Source organism: Paenibacillus aestuarii (assembly GCF_027789125.1).
Classification (GTDB): domain Bacteria; phylum Bacillota; class Bacilli; order Paenibacillales; family NBRC-103111; genus Paenibacillus_E; species Paenibacillus_E aestuarii.
The window spans coordinates 224,117-245,878 of sequence record NZ_JAQFVF010000033.1; the positions used below are offsets into that span (position 1 = coordinate 224,117).

A 21,762-nucleotide genomic window follows, 5' to 3' on the forward strand; every position below is an offset into this window, starting at 1 on the left:
AGCCTATATGAAATATTTTAAGGGACTTTCCTTGAGTCAATTTATGCGGAACGTGTTTATTTTAGCAAGAGGAACCGTCTTCAGTCAGATTATTATTCTGGCTACGCTGCCTGTTCTGACTCGCCTGTATAGTCCCTCTGACTTCGGGATCTATTCCGTGTATGTCTCGATGATTGGAATCGTATTAGTCGTTGTCTCGTTATCTTATGAGATGGCGATACCGCTTCCTTCAAGTGATCGGACAGCCTCGAGTATTGTGAGCCTATCCTTATGCTTATGTGTCATCATTAGCCTTCTAGGAGGGATTGGCTTCTATGTCCTGCATCACCAGCTCTCCACTTGGATGGACGAACCCGACATGCAGAGTTACTCCATCCTTTTTACCTTGAGCTTACTCGGAGCCGGGGGACATCAGATTCTGAACTTATGGTCCATAAGAAAGGAATATTTTGGTCCGCTATCCCGCACCAAGTACATACAGAGCATAAGCCAAGTTTCTTCGCAGTTGTTATTAAGCCTCACATCGATGGGACCGCTAGGGCTTATTATCGGCGAGTTGCTCGGAAGAGTAACTGGCGTATGGTCCCAATGGAGATTGTGGCGCAGGGACGTGAAACGTGAGCATATGTACACTTCATGGACAGATATGAAGGAAAGTGCACATCGCTATCGCAAGTTCCCGCTCTTATCCAGCTGGTCCAATGTTCTAAATAGTATCGGACTCTTCCTTCCGAATATTATTCTTGCAGCGATGTATGGCCCTTATGTGGCAGGTCTCTATACGATGAGTCAACGATTTTTGGGAGCTCCGATTATATTGATTTCACTCTCTGTAAATCAAGTGTACTTATCCGAATTCGCCATTCACCTCAACCAAGATACTTCGAAAATTTATCCTTTATTTAAAAGTACGGTTAAAAAAACATTTTTCATTGGCATTCTTGTGATTGGGGGCATCGTTGTCTTCGCGCCCATACTCTTCCACTTCTTGTTTGGCAACACATGGGAAAAGACAGGGGACTTCATAAGGATACTTTCCATTATGTATTTAAGCCAATTTATCGCAAATTCAGTAGGTTCAACACTCGGTGTGGCAGAACGGCAAGATCTGCATCTATACCGTGAAGTTTTCCGTATTCTTATCATTCTAGGTTCCTTGTTGCTAGCCCGCTATACAAAACAAAGCGCAGAAATGGCTGTCGTATTCTTAAGCGCAGCCTCCACATTGGGGTACGTGTTGCATCTGGTTTTATCGTGGGTAGCGGTTTTGAGAATGAAGAGGAATAAGAAAGGAGAGTATGAAACAGGTGCAAGCACCAAAGCAGGAAGTGTAATTAAAATGGGGTGAAGGTAGTAAGGGAAATCCAGCAAAGGGGAGGGAAAATACTCCCCTATTGCACGGCAAGAACACAAGAAACGACATGGAGGAATACAAGTGTTAATCATAAGATCTCCATTCATGCGTCAGCCTGAACGTGAGTATATTTTTAAGGTTATTTTTGAGGAGTTCTTGGGGATTCCGTATAAAGTGGAGTTTGAGAACAGGGTAGACATTGAAGTCGTCAACGAGCAAAGCAGCGGTACAAAGTTAATCATCTCGGATATATTCTTACGAACGAATGAGCTGCAATGGTTGCAAAAGTCATCACTGCCGAAATCCCCATTGAGTACGTTCGCACACCGGCTCTTTGGCATGGTGCCGGTCATTTTCGGGGAGAAAAACAGTGGTGGGACTTATTTTGAAAAAGAACCACAAGCTATTTATTGTGGATTAGATATATTTGGAAGTGCATTTTTTATGCTTACTCGCTATGAAGAATGCGTTATTACAGAAAGAGATCAGCGCAATCGTTTCCTTGCGAGATATTCAATTGCCTATCAAGAGAACTTTCTGGATCGCCCAATTGTTAATGAATACATCGAGATCCTTTGGGAATTGCTCATGGATTTATGGCCCAAAGAACTTCATAGACGACCAAGGGAATTCCGGTTTTTACTGAGCCATGACGTCGACTGGCCCTTCTATGTGGTTGGTAAAACAACGTTACAGATGCTGAAGGAAATAACAGCTGATGTTATCAAAAGGGGCAGTTACCACTCGGCTTATAAGAAGCTAAAAACGCTATGGAAAACAAGAGGCGGCAATTTATCTGAAGACATCTTCAATACGTTCCACTGGATTATGGAGCAAAGCGAGAAGGCCGGGATTCGCAGCGCATTTTACTTCATCACACAAGAGACGGCTCCGGGTTTAGATGGTAATTACTCCATGAAGGATACGGAAATCAAACGATTGCTGAATGAAATCCACAATCGAGGTCACGAGATTGGATTGCATCCGAGTTATCATACCTACAAGGAACCGGACCGAATCAAACAGCAATTTGATATTCTACTCGATACGGCCAGGGCTAATCAGATCAAACAGAGTATATGGGGGGGAAGGCAACATTACTTGCGATGGGACGCATCAGAGACATGGCAGTATTGGGAAGATGCGGGACTTGATTACGATAGCACGCTAAGCTATTCGGACTTGCCGGGATTTCGCTGCGGTGTATGTTATGAATACTCCGTTTTCAATTTGTTGACCCGGAAGCAGCTGAGGTTAAAAGAACGCCCTCTCATTGTCATGGAGCAGACAGTCATATTTGCCTCCGGTTTAGGACTTAAGGGTCGGGAGGCGTGTGAAGAAATTGAGCATTACTACAATCAGTGCAGAAGATTCAACGGGGACTTCACGCTGTTGTGGCACAACAGCCAGCTAGTTAAAGAGGAGGAAGTCAGCCTCTACCAGGATTGCATAGGGCTGCTTCAAACAAATTAGGAACAAAGGTGAAGATGATGAGAATTGCATACCTGATCCACTGGAACGAAGGGCCGGAGAGCGGCGTCTTTAAGAAGATATGTTCGCAAGGTAAGGAATGGATAAAGTTAGGCAACGAAGTCAAGCTGTTTATTTATACAAATCGGAAGAACGATGATTGGCAAGATCATTGTGGTCAAATGGAAGTTGCGATACAGCGGTATGACGGCTGGAAGACGCGGTTCTCTAAGTTTCACAATTTAATTCATCAAGTGGATCAATGGCAGCCGGATGTTATCTACCATCGTTATGATCTTTACTATCCCTACTTGGGCGGGTTGCTGCGGAAGTATCCTTCGATATTGGAGATCAATACGAATGATCTTGCTGAGATGCGGCTAAGTCCGGGCTTTAGGTACTGGTACCATCTTCTGACACGAGCCCGTGTCTTGAGGGTTAGCAAAGGGTATGTCTTTGTAAGCAAGGAGCTTTCGGAGGAAACGCATTACAGCCGTTATGTAAAGAGCAAAATCGTAATTGGCAATGGGATTGAAATGGATAAATTCAACATTACCGAAACCCCATCTAACGATCAGCTAAGGGCTGTATTTATCGGTTCACCAGGGCAAGCATGGCATGGGACCGATAAAATTGTAAAGCTAGCTGCACATCAGCCCAGTTGGACTTTCGATATGATCGGAATTGAACGATCACAGATGGAGGAAGCGGAGCTGCCATCGAATATGAAATTCTACGGACGTTTAACGAAAGAAGAGTATCAACCGATTATGCAGCAAGCGGATATTGCCATAGGTTCGTTAGCGATGCATCGGGCCATGATGAAAGAAGCGTCTCCGTTGAAAGTAAGAGAGTACTTAGCATACGGCATACCGGTCATTCTTGGCTATCGAGATACCGATTTTGCTGAACATAAAGCACCTTTCATTCTGGAACTGCCTAATGAAAACAATAATGTAGAGGCTAACTTGGATTTAATTCATGTCTTCTGTATGAATTGGTCCGGCAAACGGGTGAAGAGGGAGTGGGTACAGCACTTAGATACGAAAGAGAAAGAAGTCGTTCGAGTTGACTATATGAGAAGTATTGTTGGGGAACGGTGAGTACATTGAGTATTGAGCTCATTCTGATTGGCTGTCTTGGTGCCTGTCTCGTGATCTTTTTCATGCAATGCATAATGCAACTGGGTATGAAGATTGACGCGGGTTGGATTTTTGGATTCAGTTATTTTTTTGACCTAACAGGTTACCTGTTTAAAACATACGTTCATGGGAGCTCCTTATTTTTGTTGTTAGCCGTGCCGATGTTCCTGCTCGTCGTTGCATTCCTAGATAAACCGAAGCTGGGTGACGGGCTCTTTACGAATAAGGGCCTTAAACTATGGCTCATCTTCCTTCTGTATAGCGTAATTTCGGTCAACTGGGCTTACAATGACGACTTTGGCATCTTTAAATTACAGATTATATCGATTCACGGGATTATTCCAGGTATTTTTACGTTTATCATTTACAGAATGTATAAAACGTTTACTTGGACCCCTGTTGTGCTGTTTGGCTTAGGTTACTCTATCATCCATCACCTGTTTGGTGAGTTCCCCGCGGAGTATCCGGGAAGATTGACGTTACCGGGCGGTAATCCTATCTACGATGCGCGGATCCTGTTCGCTGCCGTGACGATTGCCATATGGGGTAAACGCATCCCGCTTGTGCTGCGATTGGCCACGATCACTTTCGGCATTATGTCCGGTATTGCTACACAGTCAAGAGGGCCGCTTATGGCTCTGCTAGTGGCAAATGCATGCGTGCTTCTGATGGTGCTGTTCATCAAGTATATGAATAAGAAATTGCATATTAATAATTGGGTTAAGTTCGGGGTGCTTGCTCTAGTGCTGGTTGGGGCGTTTGCAGCATGGCATTACAATGATCAGCTCCAGGAGGTCATTGGAACGAGTCGGTTCGCGGTTCTAGTCAGTCAGGATGAGCTTGTTGGCGATGCGAACTATGTGGGACGAAAATATTTGCAGAAAGAAGCATTAGATCAGTTTATAGCCCACCCCTTTTTTGGAACCGGTCTAGGCGGGAACGATATTATGGGAAATTACAATTATCCTCATAATATTGTGCTGGAGATTGCCAGTCAGCTTGGACTTGTGGGGATGGCACTTTGGCTTATTGCTCTTCTATACTCCTGCTTCATAGCTAGACACAGCGGCGTGCTGTTAGCCCTGTTTATCCAAAGTGTAATATCGGCAATGTTCAGTGGGGATTTCGGATACAACTACGAGTATATCCTAATTGCGATTACAGCCCTGGCCCTGGCGCCAAAACAGAATGTAAAGGATGTTGAGCAGAATGGAAAAGATCATCTTCATACTGACGGGATTAGACTACGCAGGAGCAGAGGCGCAGGTCGTTCAATTGGCAATGGGGCTTCAACTTAGAGGGTGGCTCGTACAAATTATCTCGATGATTCAGCCAATGGCTTATGCGGAAGAATTAAGCGCTTTGGGGATCGGACTTGTTTCGTTGAATATGAAGAAGGGCGTTCCGGATCCCAGAGCTATTTTTAAGCTTAAACGAATTGTTGAAAATTTCCAACCGGATATTATCCATAGTCATATGGTTCACGCTAATATTTTATCCCGAGTCACCCGTTTTTTTGTGAAAGTGCCGGTTCTAATCTCAACAGCACACAATACGAATGAAGGCGGCAAGGTTAGGATGCTCCTCTATCGAGCCACAGACCCTCTTTGTGAAATAACGACCAATGTCAGTCAAAATGCGGTGGACGCTTATATTCAAAAGAAGGCTTGTCCTAAAGATAAAATCATGTTCGTACCTAACGGAATCGACTTGAAAAAATTTAAAAGAAATGAGGAAGATTACGCAATTATTCGAAGTGAGCTAGGGCTTCAAGATGAATTTGTATGGCTGGCTGCAGGCCGCTTCGTTGAGGCCAAAGATTATCCTAATCTGATTCACGCTTTCGCTAAAATTGCCGACAAGGACAAACGGTGCAAATTGCTCATTGCCGGCGATGGTGTGCTGCGAGAGTCGATGGAGGGCCTCGCGCGCTCGATGCATTTGGAGAATCAGATCAAGTTTCTGGGTGTAAGAAAAGATATTCCCCGGCTGATGAACGCATCAGACGCCTATGTTATTTCATCTGCCTGGGAAGGCATGCCTATGGTATTGCTCGAGGCTTCAGCGAGCGAGCTGCCGATGGTAGCCACTGATGTTGGCGGCAATGGTGAGGTCGTGAAAGACGGGGTAACGGGTTATCTGTCCCGTCCAGCGAATCCCGAGGAGCTGGCGGAGAAAATGAACACAATGATGTCACTGTCGAGCCAGGAGCGGCAAGAAATGGGGCATAACGCACGTGAGTATGTGCTGGAGAAATATGATATAGATGCCATCATCTCAAGATGGGAATCGATATACAGCGAGTTCTACAACGGCAAAAAAGTGATAAACAGGTAAACAGGAGAGGGGGATATAAATGAAAGGAAAAAAAATAGCGTATGTGGCGACCGTGTATTCTCATTTATCTGTCTTTCATGTCCCCTTTATTAAAAAGCTGATCTCTGTCGGTAACGAAGTTCATACGTACGCAGCGCCGGATCATTGCCGGGCCGACTTGCTTCAAGAAGCGATAGAGTGCCGCGATATCTCATTTAGCAGGAACCCGTTCTCACCGAATAACTTGAAGGCGCTCCGATCGCTGACACAGTGGTTTAAGCGAGAGAACTATGACATCATTCACGTTCATACACCGAATGCAAGTGTGATTTGCCGGATAGCCGCAAGGCTAGCTGGCTGTAAGACTGTCATATATACTGCACATGGATTCCATTTTTTTACAGGTGCTCCTTGGTTAAATTGGCTCATTTACTTCCCTGTGGAATGGTTGATGTCGTTCTGGACGGATACGCTGATTACGATTAATCAAGAGGATTATCAGCGCGCCCAGAAATTCCCTGTTCGGAAGAGGGCTGTTTATGTACCGGGTGTCGGGGTAGATATTCAATCGTACAGAGGGCTTGCAGGGCCTAAACGCAGGCAGCTTCAGCAAGAGCTTGGTCTGCACGGAGGCGAATTTGTCATCTTGTGTGTGGCTGAGTTGAACAAAAATAAAAATCACGAGCAACTGATTCACAGCGTTCACGAAATGACGAAGCAAGGAATCCCGGTTGTATGTTTACTTGCAGGTGTTGGTGACCGTGAGTCAGCATTAAACGATTTGGTTAATCAACTCAAGTTGGAAAAAAATATAAAGTTTCTGGGGTTTCGTAAGGATATTCCTCAGCTCATGCAGATCGCGGATACGGTTGCCTTATTATCTCAGCGTGAAGGTCTTCCGAAAGTGTTGCTCGAAGCGTTGGCGGCCGGTAAACCGATGGTGGCTACGAGAGTTCGCGGGAGCAAGGATCTGGTGAAATCACAAGTCAATGGATATGTGGTTTCACTTCATGACGTTCCAGCGACGGTTCAGGCGCTCACAGCGCTCTATAGGAATGACCATCAGCGCAGTGAAATGGGAAGAAGCAGTTTCGAGCAAGCAGACATGTATGACATCAAGGAAGTTATGCAGAAGCTTGAAGATATCTATGAGGACAAGAGGAATACGCCATCGACATCGACATCGTCCCAAATCAATGGAGAGGGAATGGTATTATGACTAGCACACCTCGCTTAACAGGGCTCAAAGGAATGGTTTCTGTTCTTGATTTCGCCGTGATTCTAGCCTGTTATTTCTTCGCTTTTCAAGTCAGGTTTTATAAGCAGATACCAGATGTTGAGCTTAATTCATTCTTGCACTATATTCCTTGGTTCGGTGTGCTTGGCCTAGTGACCTATCACTTTTTTAATCTATATGCGTTTACAGGCAGGGTATCGATTACGAAATATTTTTATAACCTGTTTATCGCTCATGTCGTTATTGCCATTGAGCTCATCCTATTAAGCTACTGGCTGCAAGTTTTTATTTTACCTAGAAGCATTGTCATCCTTGCGTTAGTCCTTCAACTTATTTGTATTATCGGATCGCGTTCCATACTGCTCTATATGCAGTTCAAGATGGTTGGTAAGAAAAAAGCAGTCGTTATTGTGAGCAATACCAAGGATGAAAGTACGCTCGTTGAAAAAGTACTCTCTAAAGGGGAGAAATGGTTTGATGTCAAAGGGATTATTCAGTCTGATGGCACTGAAGTTAAGAATGAGGCAAAGTTATTCACGGATATAGATCTGTTTATTCTCAGCCATCAAGTAGACGCGAAGCAGAAAGTGGAGATTATGCGGTATGCCGGCAGAGAAAGCAAAGAGGTTCTGCTTATTCCTGAGTTCTATGAGCTCTTCCTCGCCGGGGCAGAATCCCAACAAATTGATGATATGCTGGTATATTCCGTGCAGTCTCCTTTGATGAGCCGTGTCGATCGCATTGTAAAACGAACAGTTGATCTTATTGTTTCTATCGCATTATTGATTCTGACTTCCCCAATCATGCTGCTCATGCTGGTGCTGATCCCGCTGACATCGAACGGTAAAGCCTTTTTCGTACAAGAGCGGGTAGGAAGGGAAGAGAAGCCCTTCATGTTGTTTAAATTTCGCAGTATGGTGGATAATGCGGAGAAAAACACCGGTCCTGTCTTAGCGCAAGAGCAGGACAACAGGATTACAAAGCTTGGAAAATTTATACGTGCGACAAGAATCGATGAGCTGCCCCAATTAATCAATGTAATTAAAGGGGAAATGAGCATCGTAGGGCCGCGTCCGGAGAGAGAGTTCTTTGTAAATTCGTTTAAGCAAGAGCTGCCTGATTACGCGTATCGTTTCAAAGTGAAGCCTGGCATTACAGGCCTTGCCCAAGTGATGGGCAACTATAGTACGATTCCATCGGATAAACTGCGGTATGACCTGATGTACATTAAGAATTACTCGCTCCTGTTAGATCTCAAAATCTTATTGCAGACCATTGTTGTTGTCCTGCAGCGGGAGCAATCTAAGGGAGTCGCTTCGCATGAAATCAAAGCAAGCGGTAAAGTGGCTCGATTGTTAAATACAAATACCCAAGTCGTGATTCCGAAGGAGTAATTATGAGAAAAATTGTAACGATCGTTGGTGCCAGACCGCAATTTATTAAAGCAGCGCCTGTTTCTAGAGTCCTGCGAAGGACTTATCAAGAAATACTTGTGAATACAGGACAGCATTATGATTTTAACATGGCTGGCGTTTTTTTCGACGAGCTGCAAATTCCACGCCCCGACTATAATCTAGAGGTCGGATCTCATTCCCATGGCAAGCAAACGGGTATGATGCTTGATAAAATTGAGGATGTGCTATTTAGAGAGAAACCGGACGGCGTCCTGGTTTACGGGGATACGAACTCAACACTTGCCGGTGCATTAGCGGCGAGCAAGCTGTACATTCCGCTATTCCATATTGAGGCCGGCCTAAGAAGTTATAATAAACAAATGCCAGAGGAGATTAATCGGATATTAACCGATCAGGTCTCTGACTTGTTGTTTGCGCCTACAGAGACAGCTGTTCATAATCTGGCGCTGGAAAATATTAAGCATCATGTACATATGAGTGGCGATGTGATGTACGACGCAGTGCTCTATAACTATGAGCTTGCTCAAAGTAAATTTGATGTTTCCAAATATGGGCTGTCAAAGTACGCCTATTATTTGTGCACCATCCATCGTGCAGAGAACACGGATCATCCAGAGAGGCTCAAGGCCATTGTCGAGTCATTAGTCCGACTGGACCTGCCTGTCATTGTACCTCTGCATCCCAGAACGCACAGGATATTGAAAGAGCAAGGTCTATGGGATTTTATACATAGGCATCCGCACATTCATCTCACTGAACCGGTATCCTATTTAGAGATGCTGATTCTTGAGATGGAGGCAAAGGCAATTATTACCGATTCTGGGGGTGTTCAGAAAGAAGCTTATTTTGCCAAAGTTCCTTGCTATACACTTCGTGATGAGACAGAGTGGGTAGAGACTGTGAACATAGGTTGGAATCAATTAATTGATCCGTTCACGATGGACTTAAGTGCTATGATCAAGCAGGCTGATTTGGGCCCTTACCAGGAGAATCTTTATGGGGATGGTCTTGCATCGCAAAAAATCATTAATGCCATTCAGGAATACTTCGAAAACTAGGCACTAGAACTGTCTGGCGCCAGGGGGCCACCAAATGCAAAGTGGAAAGGCAAGAGCAAAAAAGATACTTCTCACGTTTGATTATGAGATCTTTTTCAAAAAGTCGGGGACTTTTGAAAACTGTATTCAAAATCCTGTGGATGACCTGATATCTTTTTTTGAAAAACATACGATTGGTGCGACCTTCTTCGTTGATGTTCTGTATTATTTGCGATTAATAGAGCATGAAGAAACCAAGCATACGGCTGAGCTTCTGAAAAGCCAGCTGCAGAAATTGGTGAGGGCTGGAAGTCGAATCGAGCCCCATCTGCATCCTCACTGGCTGGATGCCGTCTATATTAACGGAAGATGGGAGTTCCCGCATTATAAGCGGTATCGGCTACAATCTCTAAATGAAAGTGAGATCTATGAGTTATTCAGTAGATCCTGCCGTATTTTGGAGGAAATTGCGAGTGAAGTGGAACCTGGTTATAAGATCATGTCCTATCGCGCCGGAGGATGGTGTATTCAGCCTTTTGAGCTTATGAAAAAATCGTTTGCTGAATGTGGAGTGAAGGTAGATAGTTCCGTCGCCCCGGCGATCAAAGGGGAAAGTAGCGTACATTATTTTGATTTCACTCATGTTCAACCCGTTAATCATTATTTTTTTGATAAGGATCCCGCTCAACTTGAGACTAAGGGCGAGTTTGTTGAAGTACCAATCACAACGTTTAAATGCAGCTTTTTTGCCAAAGTTTTGCGGAAAATAAAAAATAAATTCCATCGTAATGAGTTATTACAGTACGGTGATGGCAGCGGCATTCCGCTGACATCGGTTAGCAGATTCCTCCCAACCTATGAGATGGTTTCCCTGGAAAGGACGCACCCGGACGATTTGCGCCGAGTCATTAAACGTCTGAAACAGGACGTCGTCAACATCATATCGCATCCTAAAGGATTATCCCAAATGTCCTTTAAGTGTCTGAATCAGCTCGTTAAGGAAAATCATCGTTTCATGACATTAAAACAATATTATGAGGAAGAAGTGCTAAGAGACACTGTAAGGGAAGGCAGAATTGAATAGATCATACAAACAAGCACCGGCGAAATCGCCGGTGCTTGTTCATTTACTTTTATATTAGGTGGCAGGACGCTCAAGCTGTATAGTTGAATTGTTTTTATCAATTTGAATAGTAAAGGCTTTGGCTTGTATGGTATTGTCTACACAAAGAATATTTAGCTGCTTCTGGTTCTCTACGTACGTCGTGAAGTCGATTCCACCGCCATTAGGCATAAGAATCTGATTATCGCTAACCGTGCCACGTGAGGCATTTTGCCAGCTCCAGATTCCCCGTTCTCCGTTCTCCAATGTATTGGAGGTGATAGTAAAGTCCTCGATATTTCCCATCCGAATGCCTGCTGTACCCTTCTGATTGCTTTGCGGACCCATCGTGACCTTGTTCGCACTGACCTCGATACTTTTAACTGTTTTGGAGGAAGAGATCTCAATGGCTGAATAGAAGCTTCCTTTGCCGTCTATGGTATTATTAGAGGCTTTAATATTATTTCCATAGATACTAATGGCGGCATACATATCAGGTGCTAGTTTGCCTTTATCTTTACCTTGATAATAATTGTTGTTCAAGTAGTCATTAATAATGTGATTTCCTGTGACGACAATGCCGTTGGCATATAGCTTTATGGCACGTTTGGCACAGTTATAGAAGGTGTTGTTGGTAATGGTACTGTTAGTATTCTGAACAATGTTGTTATCTAGTCCAGGATCCTCATAATAAATCCCGTCACCATCATCTGCAGGCCCGATATCGTGAATTTTAGAATTAGTAATAGTGAGGTTTGCCGAAGCTTTCTCTACGGATCCTGGGGTGCTTGTGATATAAATTCCCCTGGCTATCAAGCTTCCATCGAGAGGATGGAGTGCAACCATATTACGAACTTCCGTATGATCGATGCGGATAGAATCGGTATTCCCATATACGATAATTCCGGCTACGACAGTAGAATAGGAATCATTGGAGGAATCATTGCTTTGAGATGCGTTAGCCACGAGGACGTTGGAGATTTGCACATAGGAGCTTCCAGGTTTGACGACTAGCACGCGATTCACGGCATGGTTGCCATCCAAGTTTATTTTATTAACCGTAATATTCTTACCAGATAAATAGAGTAAGCTCCAACCGAAGGGGGCGTGGTTCGCCTTCACAATGGAACCTGCACCGTCGCCGATCAGCTGCGTGTTCGAGTGGACGGTAACATTCTTGTTAGGGTCAATGATATATGTACCGGAGGGGAAGTATACAGTTCTTCTTATTGAAGTTACGGCAGCCAAAGCTTTCTGAATGGCACCGGTATCATCTTGGATCCCGTCCCCTTTTGCGCCAAAGTCTCTTACGTTAATCGTTTGAGAATTAAGGTAATAATACTTATAACAAGCATAGCCACCGGCTGACAATAAAATGATTAATAAAAAGAAGTACAGCATGTATTTCCTCTGAATTTTAAAAATCAAGGGGATCTCCTCCAGATAGAATTTGTCACGTAATGCCTTCGTTACATATTGTATCATACTTTGGACTCGAATACATATGTAACATTATGCTGTAATTCATCGGCATTTTCATGCACAATTCTAAAAAAAAATTAATAATGTTGACTTTGATACAAATCGTAACTTAATATATAGTCTTAGAGATACAAAATGTAGTCATAAGGTCATAAATCGTAGTCTAAAGGTAATAAAACGTTTTCATTGCAGATAAGCAATTCGTCTCATTTTTCCTGTTTTGCACACTCGCAAATTTACGATTGGGAATATTAGGAATCACTATATGGAAGTGAAATAGATGTTAATCTTCTATTAAACTATATAAAATTCACAACTTTGTTCTTGACGTGATACAAAACGTATCGTATTATTAGCGGTGTAAGTGATACGAAATGTATCGAAATTTGAGAAATGCTGGAGGATGACCATGGAGATCGAATTAAAGGATTATTTGGCTATTTTAAGAAAACGAATTTGGCTCATCGTAATCGTTGTATTGATAGCATGCGTATCTACTGCAGCGATAAGCTTTTATTGGATGAAGCCGGTATATGGAGCAAGCACCAAATTAATTGTGAACAAGTCAGCGGATTTTCAGGGGTTGGACAAGATCGACCTTAATTCCCTTAATGCGAATATCCGACTCATTAATACTTATAAAGAGATTATCAAGACACCGGCGGTCTTGGATAAGGTTGCAGCCAAGTATGCGGATCTACACTTGACTCCAGATCAACTGAGCGCGAAGCTTCAGGTGCAAGCGTCGAACGACTCGCAAGTCATGACAATCAGTGCCGAGGATTACTCGCTGGATCAAGCAGTCCGCATCGTCAACGCCGTCGCCGTCGTGTTCCAAGAAGAAATTCCCACGATCATGAAAGTCGACAACGTCGCCATCTTAAGCGAAGCGAAAGCAGCTGAACATCCTGCACCGATCAAACCGAATAAAACGCTGAACGTCGCCATCGCCTTCGTCGTATCACTCATGGTTTCGGTGGGTATTATCTTCCTACTCGAGTACTTGGATGACACGGTTAAAACGGAGAAAGACGTCGAGGAATACCTTGGTGTGCCCACTCTTGTAACGATTATGAAAACAAAGCAACTAGATTTCAATGATAATAACACGAATGCAAATACGATGCAGAAGGTTGTAGGTGAGAAATCATATGCCAGCGTCAACCAGTAGAAACTACGCTTTGATTACAGAAGTAAATCCGAAGTCTCCAATTTCAGAAGCCTATAGAGCGCTGCGAACAAATATACAATTCTCATCGGTTGATGATCCGGTAAAGGTGATCGTCGTGACATCCGCTCAACCGGAGGAAGGCAAGTCGACAACGATTTCCAATCTGGCCGTGACCTATGCTGCAGAGGGAAAAAAAGTGCTGTTATTGGATGCAGACTTAAGAAAGCCAACGCTTCACCGCTACTTATCGGAGTCCAATAGGTTGGGATTATCCAACTATTTAAGCGGTAAATACGCAGTCGAGGATGTCGTCCTGGATACGAAGATCGCCAATCTCTCACTCATCACATCAGGCAGTATTCCACCGAATCCTTCAGAGCTTCTGTCTTCCAAGAAAATGTCGGCTTTAATCACACAGCTAAAAGAAGATTTTGATATGGTTTTAATCGATTCTCCGCCGGTCCTCGCCGTTACGGATGCTCAAATCCTGTCCAATATCGTGGACGGAACGGTACTCGTCGTCAACCACGGCAAAGTAAAACGCGACGCTGCACGTAAAGCCATCTCCCAGCTTACGCATGCCAAAGCCAAAGTGCTGGGGGTCGTACTCAATAATAAAGAGATGAGTAAAAAAGAATCGTCCTACTACTATTACTATGCACAGAAAGATTAGTGTGTAATACGTTCAGGTAATGTCTACTGTACCTCTATCACTGTAGACACTCGTTCATGCTGTGGGCTTAGGCCTTAGACGTATAGCGTCAGTGGTGTGAAGAGAGGAGGGGTTCGATGCCCCGCTTTAATTAAAAAGCGAGTCCTGTTGTTCTATTTACTAGAAAAACAGGGCTGGGTTTTTAATATATTTTTTGTAAAGGTTGCAAGGTGAATCCGCTTGTTTCTTAATTTTCAGAAAAATCAGTTATTTATAACATTAAATTTTGATCAACAAGCAATATTCTATTGACGCTAGATATTCCAGCACCTAGCCGTGGGCTGTTTATCCATTTTTTTGGAAGTATAAAGAAACAAAAGAAAATCAAATGAAATCATTTTTATTTGAATTTTCAGAAATTTATAAAGTCAAGCGATTCAGGTCTACCGTACATATTTAAAATAGTCTTTAAGTCTGATGATTTAATAAGCTATATACCTAGAGTTTTATAGGTATTTAGTTTTGTTGTAAAAAAATTCCTAGTCAAAAAATATAGGCACATCTTGGAATTTATGCTACAATTCGTCTTAAAGTTAACGAAAACAATGACGTAGCTTGTTAGATTTGTCCAATTTTTGATGAATATCAGGAGTTTTGTCCTATATGGTTGACATACATAATCATATTCTGCCGGGATTGGATGATGGGCCTTCCGGCTTAGAAGTAGCGGTTGAAATGGCCCGGCAAGCAGTAGCCCAAGGGATCGAGGATGTCATAGCCACTCCACACCATAGGAGTCCAAGCTACACAAACTCAGCTGAGTCGGTCATTGAGCAGGTCGAGGCGATCCAAGCCGTGCTGCGGCATAGAAAGATTCCGCTTCGTGTCCATGCCGGTCAGGAAATCCGTGTATATCCCAGCATAATAGACGATTTTGAAGCCGGAAATTTGCTAACTCTAGGCGGTTCCCGGTATATGCTGCTGGAATTCCCGTCAGATCGAGTTTCCACAGGGATTCACGAGCTGATATATGAGCTGCAATTGCTGCAAATTGTACCGATCATTGCTCATCCGGAACGAAATAGAGAAATCGTTGAGGATCCCCGAAAGCTTCTTGAGCTTATTGAAGCCGGTGCATTAGCCCAGCTTACGGCCCATTCGGTCATCGGTCATTTCGGCAAGACGATACAAAGATTTTGCTTGGATCTGTGTCGCAATCATATGGCACACTTCATCGCCTCGGATGCTCATAATACGGGCAGTCGGGCTTTTGCTTTGAGTGAAGCCTATGACACATTAAGAAATAAATTAGGACAAGATATGGTGATTCATTTCCAAAATCGCGCCAAAAGCCTCCTACATGACCTACCACTTGAAATTAGCAGCCCAGTCTGGGAGAAACCGAAGTGGTTTCAATTTTGGAAATCATAATACAATTTAATAATTTTATGGGGTGAGTTTAGCATGACAATGAAAAGAAAGGCTGCCATTACGACCTTAGCTGCCAGCATGATGCTTTCGACATTTGCAGGTCTGCCACTCAGTCAGGGTGGCTTGCTCAGCAAGCTTGGCGTGGCTAATGTTGCATTAGCAACTCCGGCAGATAGTTCCTCTCTTCTGAATCAGCTTATCGGTTTGCGAAGTGAGTTGGAAAGGGATACGGATGGCATTACTGCTGTTCAAGACGTAGCTGCCTATGTGCAATCCAATATGAGTGCACTTCCCACAGACAAGCAGCGTGAGCTGACCAATGAAATTTGGAGCAAAGTGAATGCGAAGGCTCCAGGGTTAGATTACAGCGCGGTTTTCCAGCTAATTAACAGCTTCGATCTATTCTTCAATGGATCAGCCGATGAAATTTCGGCAATCATTGATAACCCTGATTATCGGGCTGCGCTGGACGAATTGTTCGTGTCTGTCGGATTGCCTGGCATTGATGAACCGGCGGGCTTGAAGAAGTCGGACGTGATTAGCTTCCAACAAGCGGTATTACAGGCGCTTAGAAATAACAAGTCTGAGATTGTCTCGGCAATGTCAGCGGCATTTGCTGGCGGAACCGTCGATAAAGAAGCGATTATTAATCAGATCAATACGATTGTAACGAGAGATGTGCTATCGCAGAACTTGCTGATTAGCCAATTGTTGAATAAGTATGGGATTACATTGGGTGATTTGAACGTTGTTCAAAACCGCATTGCCGGCTATATTGAAGCACAAACCGGTGGTGAAGTGAAGGCGAAGAACGCGCGTACAGCAATTGAATCCGCAGCGGTTCGTTATTTGCTGAACGGCAATATTCAGTATGCCAAAGATAGCACGAGCACAGCCTTCGCAGAGAAGCCGACATTGACCGTACTTGGTGTTAAAGTGCCGGCAGGTTTCCTTAGCTGGAGCGCAGCAAGTAATTCCGGGATCAGCTTCAATGGTACTGCGTTCGTATTGACTGGCAGTACAGCGGCAACCGCTCAGGTGAAAGCTCGTGATACGAAGTTTGGCTTGCTGCTTTACATTTCCAAGGTTGATGTATCCTTAACCCCAGACACTGGTGGCAACAGTGGTGGTGGCGGAAACAATGGCGGAGGCGGAAACAGTGGCGGATCCACGCCTGCACCTGCCGGCGGTGGAGGCGGCGCTCCATCCACGCCTACAAGTCCAGCACAACAAGCCATGGAAGAGCTGAACAAGCTGAAGGATCAACTGGCGGGTGCTTCGGAAGAGAAGAAGCAGGAGATTTTCAAACAAGCGCAGGCCCAGGCGGAGCAAGCGATCAAGTCACTCGCTACCTTGGATCTGAAATCATTGATCAAGGTTGAGAATGGAACGGCGAAGCCGACGTTGAACGTAACAGATCTGGTGAACAAACTGAAAGACATCGCTGCACAAGCCAAAGCTTTGAACGATCAGTTGAAAGCACTGAATCCGGATGCCAAAGAAGTGAAGCTTCAACTGACCCTGGATTTCGGAACGATTGATGCCAAGTCGACAGAAATTCCTTTGCCGAAAGATCTCATTAGTGCAGCTATTGCCAACGGCGTAGGAACGATTGCGATTGCTATGAATGGTTTGACCTTAGGTGTCAGCCCGTCTGAATTTAATGCAGACACAACGCTGAAAGTAACCAAACAAGATGCGACTGTAGCGACGAGTGTTACTCAGCTGCCTGTAGCATCCGGTGTCTATGAGTTTGAGTTCGACTCCAACGGCAGCAAAGTGGACAGCTTCAACACGCCTGTGACCGTCAGCATTCCAGTGCCTAACGGCAGCCAGTTTGACACCGAGCTGTTAACCTTAGCGAAGATCGTAGATGGCAAATTGGAATTCTACGGCGGTAATTATGCGAACGGTACACTGAACGGCAAACGCAGCTCATTCTCCACGTACACGGTTGTCGAGAATAAAGTTTCCTTCAACGATACGGCTTCTGTGAAAGCTTGGGCAGGAAGACAGATTCAAGTTGCTGCGGCGAAAGGCATTCTGGAAGGACGCGGCGAGCAAACCTTCGATCCGAATGGCCTTGTCACACGTGCTGAATTCGCCAAAATGATCGTTAAAACATTCAGCTTGGAAAACGCAAAAGCAACCGAAAACTTCGACGATGTAGCGGATGCTGACTGGTTCAAAGTGTACGTAGCATCTGCGGTGAAGAGTGGCATTGTCAACGGCAAGGAAGCTGGCAAGTTCGACCCGAACGGACAGATTACTCGTGCAGAGATGGCCGTTATGGCGTCGAGAGCATTGGCACTCAAAGGCATTACTTTGAATGCAGATAAAGCGAATGAAGCGTTAAAAGGTTTTGTTGACGCAGACACTATTAATGATTCATTGAAGAACGGTGTAGCTCTTGCTGCGAGTGAAGGCATTATCGTAGGGGAAGATGGCAATGCGTTCAACCCGAATGCCAACTCTACACGGGCTCAAGCAGCTGTCGTTATCTATCGTTTGCTTAATAAATAATATTTAAATTCATATTCATGAGGAATCCTTCTCTCTATTCCAGAGTGGGATTCCTTCCTTTTATGGGACTTAATAAGACAAGATACGACATGAATCGACAGGGAGATTGCGGAGGTACACAAGTAATGGAATTAGATTTAAGAGATTATTTGAAAATAATACGCAAAAGGGTGTGGATGATAGTAGCCATTATCATTCTATCAACGCTAACAACAGCTATCGTCAGCTATGTTTTCCTGAAGCCGGTTTATGAAGCCTCGACTAAAATCATCGTAAATAAATCCAACGATCAAGTAGGGGTATCGCAGGTGGATTTGAATTCCGTTAACTTGAACATTCGCTTAATAGATACATACAAGGAAATTATTAAGACACCACGGATTATGGATAAAGTCGTTAGCGATTACCCGGATCTGCAGATCACTTCGACGGAGCTTATCGATAAGGTGAAGGTTAGCTCGGTAAACAACACACAGGTGATGACCATTGCCGTTCAGGATCTGTCTTATGACCGGGCGGCCAATATTGCGAATGCGGTGTCTAAGGTTTTTCGAAGTGAAGTACCGCAGATTATGAAGGTCGATAACATCACTATCCTCAACGATGCCAAGAAAGTGGTCGCACCTGATCCGGTGAAGCCAAATAAGAAGCTGAATATTGCAATCAGCTTTATCGTATCACTCATGATCGCTGTGGGGATCGCCTTTTTGCTGGAATACATGGATGACAAGTTGAAAACCGAGGAAGAAGTCATGCAATATTTGGGACTGCCAACTTTAACCGTGATCACGAAGATGAAGCCGGAAGATCTTCTGCAACAAAGTAAGCAAACGAAAGAGCAGCAAGCAAGGGAGCTATCACATGTCAAACTCAACTCTTAGAAGACGGCCCGTTATTACGCATGAGAATCCGAAATCTCCCATTTCTGAGGCGTATCGCACATTAAGAACGAACATCCAGTTCTCATCTATCGATGAAGACCTCAAGGTGCTTATGGTCACATCAGCCGAACCTGGAGAAGGCAAATCAACGACATTAACGAATCTGGCAGTCGCCTATGCACAGTCGGATAAAAAAGTTTTGATTGTGGATGCAGACCTGAGAAAACCGACGATGCACCATACATTCCGGGTATCCAATCGCTATGGAATGACCAGCCTTCTGACGAATCAAGCGGCCATTCACGAGGTGCTGCAAGAAACGTTCGTTCCGAATCTGAGCATCATTACCTCAGGTGCAATTCCTCCGAATCCATCGGAAATTCTGGCATCCAAGAAGATGGTGAGCATTCTCGATGAGCTCAAGGAGCAGTTTGACATCATTCTGATTGATGCCCCGCCGGCCATAGCCGTTACAGATGCACAGATTGTGGCGACACGAGCAGACGGAGTCATTCTAGTTGTGGATGCGGAAAGAAACAAACGGGATTTGGCCTTGAAAGCGAAGCAAAACCTAGAGAACGTGCGAGCGCGAATTCTTGGTGTGGTTCTGAACAATGTGGATCGTAAAAATAAGGATGCCTATTACTACTATTACTATGGTGAGAGTAAGTAAACGGATTCGACGCGATTAGAAATATGAAGCATCAGGTAATATCTACTGCACCTATATCACTGTAGATACTCGATCATGCCGTGGGCGTCAGCCGCCTTAGATGTGGATCATCAAAGGTGTGATGTGAGGGAGGGTTAGATGCCCTATCATTTTTATTAAAAAATCGAGGTGCACGGTTCTAAACACGTGATTAGGACAGTGAACTTGGCTTTTTTAATGTAAAAAAACTACATATCTAATTTATATATGGAAATAAAAAGGAGGAGTAGACGATGAAATCGAGAGTTAAAAAAGCAATTATCCCTGCAGCGGGCTTGGGGACAAGATTTCTCCCAGCGACAAAGGCAATGCCGAAGGAAATGCTCCCAATTGTAGATAAACCGACGATTCAATACATTGTTGAAGAGGCTGTTGCATCCGGGATTGAAGATATCATCATTGTAACGGGGAAAGGAAAGCGAGCGATTGAAGATCACTTCGACAACGCTTTTGAGCTTGAGTATAATCTCGCTGAAAAGGGGAAACATGCCTTACTGGAAGAAGTGCTAAGACCCGCCAAGGTCGAAATCCACTATATTCGTCAAAAAGAAGCCAAAGGATTGGGTCATGCGGTATGGTGTGCACGGCGCTTCATTGGCAACGAGCCGTTTGCCGTATTGCTGGGGGATGATATCGTATCCGCTGAAACCCCATGCTTGAGACAGCTCATGGACCAGTATGAACTTACGCAATCTTCCGTCATTGGTGTACAACCAGTTTCCGACCAAGAAACCAGACGATATGGCATCATCGATCCGATCGGCAGAAACGGCAGCTTGTATCAAGTGCGTGATTTTGTAGAGAAGCCGGCTCCTGGTACAGCGCCTTCCAACTTGGCCATTATGGGACGTTACATTTTAACACCGGAAATCTTTGATTTCCTCTCCCTTCAAGAACTTGGCGCCGGTGGCGAAATTCAACTGACCGATGCCATCAGTAAATTAAATAAGCTGCAGCAAGTGTATGCTTATCATTTTAGCGGCACGCGCTATGATGTGGGAGAGAAGCTTGGTTTCATACTTACATCCTTAGACTTCGCATTAAGAAATGACGAGCTCAGATTACCACTGCTGAAGGCTTTGCATGAAGTTATAGAAAGAGAAACATCCCCCCGAGCAATTGGATAGGAGGAGCAAAGTGTGTCGAATTTACCGAATGAGACCCAGGTTATGGATTCGAATTCATATTATCCAAGACCAAAAGTGTTAGTAGCTAAGGAAGTGAAGGCACACTATATCGTCACCAAACGAATCCTCGACTTCACGGGAGCACTGGCAGGCATCCTATTTTTATTGCCGGTGTTTGTGATTGTTGCTGTGTTGATTAAGCTGGAGGACCCTAAGGGGTCCATTTTCTTTTATCAGCAGCGGGTTGGCAAGGGTGAGCAAGTATTTCGCATGTACAAATTCAGGTCGATGGTCTCCGATGCGGAGCAGATGCTTGAAAGTCTTCTGGCGAAGAACGAGATTCAGGGGCATATGTTCAAAATGAAAGAGGACCCTCGCATTACGAAGGTGGGAAAATTCATTCGCAAAACCAGCATCGATGAGCTTCCGCAGCTCTGGAACGTGCTGACTGGTGACATGAGTCTGGTCGGCCCAAGACCTCCGCTGATTCGCGAAGTGGAGCAGTACACCAAGTACCATAAGCAGCGTTTGCAGGTGACACCGGGCTGTACAGGGCTGTGGCAGATTAGCGGAAGAAATAGCGTGAGCTTCGAGCAAATGGTGGAGCTGGACTTGGCGTATATCAATAAACGAAGCATTTTATTTGATGTGAAAATCATGTTGAAAACAGTGAAAGTCCTTCTTGGTTCGAAGGATGCTTTCTAACTAGA

General features: G+C 44.3%; 18 protein-coding genes. 17 read left to right on the top strand and 1 reads right to left on the bottom strand.

What is annotated here, in order from left to right; all coding sequences use genetic code 11:
• Positions 1-7: 7 nt before the first annotated feature.
• The 9 genes from O9139_RS16200 to O9139_RS16240 all read left to right on the top strand — a co-directional run bounded on the left by O9139_RS16200 (position 8) and on the right by O9139_RS16240 (position 11,055).
• Positions 8-1,348, top strand: coding sequence for a lipopolysaccharide biosynthesis protein (locus O9139_RS16200; RefSeq protein ID WP_270880498.1), 1,341 nt, complete (start codon positions 8-10; stop codon positions 1,346-1,348).
• An 87-nt stretch (positions 1,349-1,435) separates the two neighbouring features.
• Entirely contained in the window at positions 1,436-2,827 is a 1,392-nt protein-coding gene (locus tag O9139_RS16205) for a polysaccharide deacetylase family protein (protein ID WP_270880499.1), read from the top strand.
• 14 nt (positions 2,828-2,841) lie between these two features.
• Positions 2,842-3,927: a glycosyltransferase family protein gene (locus O9139_RS16210; protein WP_270880500.1), complete on the top strand. Its 1,086-nt coding sequence runs from the start codon at positions 2,842-2,844 to the stop codon at positions 3,925-3,927.
• Between the two features lie 182 nt (positions 3,928-4,109).
• Complete coding sequence (locus O9139_RS16215) at positions 4,110-5,264, top strand: O-antigen ligase family protein (RefSeq protein ID WP_270880501.1); 1,155 nt, start codon at positions 4,110-4,112, stop codon at positions 5,262-5,264.
• On the top strand, positions 5,176-6,303 hold the full coding sequence (locus O9139_RS16220) for a glycosyltransferase (RefSeq protein WP_270880502.1): 1,128 nt from the start codon (positions 5,176-5,178) through the stop codon (positions 6,301-6,303). The genes O9139_RS16215 and O9139_RS16220 overlap by 89 nt, the downstream gene beginning before the upstream one ends.
• Positions 6,304-6,322: 19 nt before the next feature.
• Positions 6,323-7,501 (top strand): glycosyltransferase family 4 protein, encoded by a 1,179-nt coding sequence (locus O9139_RS16225; protein WP_270880503.1) that lies wholly within the window; start codon positions 6,323-6,325, stop codon positions 7,499-7,501.
• A complete protein-coding gene (locus O9139_RS16230; protein ID WP_270880504.1) occupies positions 7,498-8,913 on the top strand; it encodes a sugar transferase in 1,416 nt (471 codons plus the stop codon). Before O9139_RS16225 ends, O9139_RS16230 begins: the two co-directional genes overlap by 4 nt.
• A 2-nt stretch (positions 8,914-8,915) precedes the next feature.
• Positions 8,916-9,992 carry a non-hydrolyzing UDP-N-acetylglucosamine 2-epimerase gene (gene wecB, locus O9139_RS16235; protein ID WP_270880505.1) on the top strand — a complete coding sequence of 359 codons (1,077 nt, stop codon included), beginning with the start codon at positions 8,916-8,918 and terminating at the stop codon, positions 9,990-9,992.
• 34 nt (positions 9,993-10,026) lie between these two features.
• Positions 10,027-11,055 (top strand): polysaccharide deacetylase family protein, encoded by a 1,029-nt coding sequence (locus O9139_RS16240; RefSeq protein WP_270880506.1) that lies wholly within the window; start codon positions 10,027-10,029, stop codon positions 11,053-11,055.
• Between the two features lie 54 nt (positions 11,056-11,109).
• On the opposite strand, the gene O9139_RS16245 is transcribed toward O9139_RS16240, so the two are convergent.
• Positions 11,110-12,501, bottom strand: coding sequence for a glycosyl hydrolase family 28-related protein (locus O9139_RS16245; RefSeq protein WP_270880507.1), 1,392 nt, complete (start codon positions 12,499-12,501; stop codon positions 11,110-11,112).
• Between the two features lie 463 nt (positions 12,502-12,964).
• Between O9139_RS16245 and O9139_RS16250 the strand changes: the two genes are divergently transcribed.
• The 8 genes from O9139_RS16250 to O9139_RS16285 all read left to right on the top strand — a co-directional run bounded on the left by O9139_RS16250 (position 12,965) and on the right by O9139_RS16285 (position 21,757).
• On the top strand, positions 12,965-13,726 hold the full coding sequence (locus tag O9139_RS16250) for a YveK family protein (protein ID WP_270880508.1): 762 nt from the start codon (positions 12,965-12,967) through the stop codon (positions 13,724-13,726).
• Positions 13,707-14,399: a CpsD/CapB family tyrosine-protein kinase gene (locus tag O9139_RS16255; RefSeq protein ID WP_270880509.1), complete on the top strand. Its 693-nt coding sequence runs from the start codon at positions 13,707-13,709 to the stop codon at positions 14,397-14,399. The genes O9139_RS16250 and O9139_RS16255 overlap by 20 nt, the downstream gene beginning before the upstream one ends.
• A 642-nt stretch (positions 14,400-15,041) precedes the next feature.
• Entirely contained in the window at positions 15,042-15,809 is a 768-nt protein-coding gene (locus tag O9139_RS16260; protein WP_270880510.1) for a tyrosine-protein phosphatase, read from the top strand.
• Positions 15,810-15,842: 33 nt separating this feature from the next.
• Positions 15,843-18,332 (top strand): S-layer homology domain-containing protein, encoded by a 2,490-nt coding sequence (locus O9139_RS16265; RefSeq protein ID WP_270880511.1) that lies wholly within the window; start codon positions 15,843-15,845, stop codon positions 18,330-18,332.
• Positions 18,333-18,457: 125 nt separating this feature from the next.
• Positions 18,458-19,213 carry a YveK family protein gene (locus O9139_RS16270; protein ID WP_270880512.1) on the top strand — a complete coding sequence of 252 codons (756 nt, stop codon included), beginning with the start codon at positions 18,458-18,460 and terminating at the stop codon, positions 19,211-19,213.
• Entirely contained in the window at positions 19,194-19,886 is a 693-nt protein-coding gene (locus O9139_RS16275) for a CpsD/CapB family tyrosine-protein kinase (RefSeq protein ID WP_270880513.1), read from the top strand. The genes O9139_RS16270 and O9139_RS16275 overlap by 20 nt, the downstream gene beginning before the upstream one ends.
• A 272-nt stretch (positions 19,887-20,158) precedes the next feature.
• The gene (gene galU, locus O9139_RS16280) at positions 20,159-21,052 is read left to right on the top strand and encodes a UTP--glucose-1-phosphate uridylyltransferase GalU (protein ID WP_270880514.1); all 894 of its coding nucleotides are present in this window, start codon (positions 20,159-20,161) and stop codon (positions 21,050-21,052) included.
• 42 nt (positions 21,053-21,094) lie between these two features.
• Positions 21,095-21,757 (top strand): sugar transferase, encoded by a 663-nt coding sequence (locus O9139_RS16285; RefSeq protein ID WP_270880602.1) that lies wholly within the window; start codon positions 21,095-21,097, stop codon positions 21,755-21,757.
• Positions 21,758-21,762: the final 5 nt, after the last annotated feature.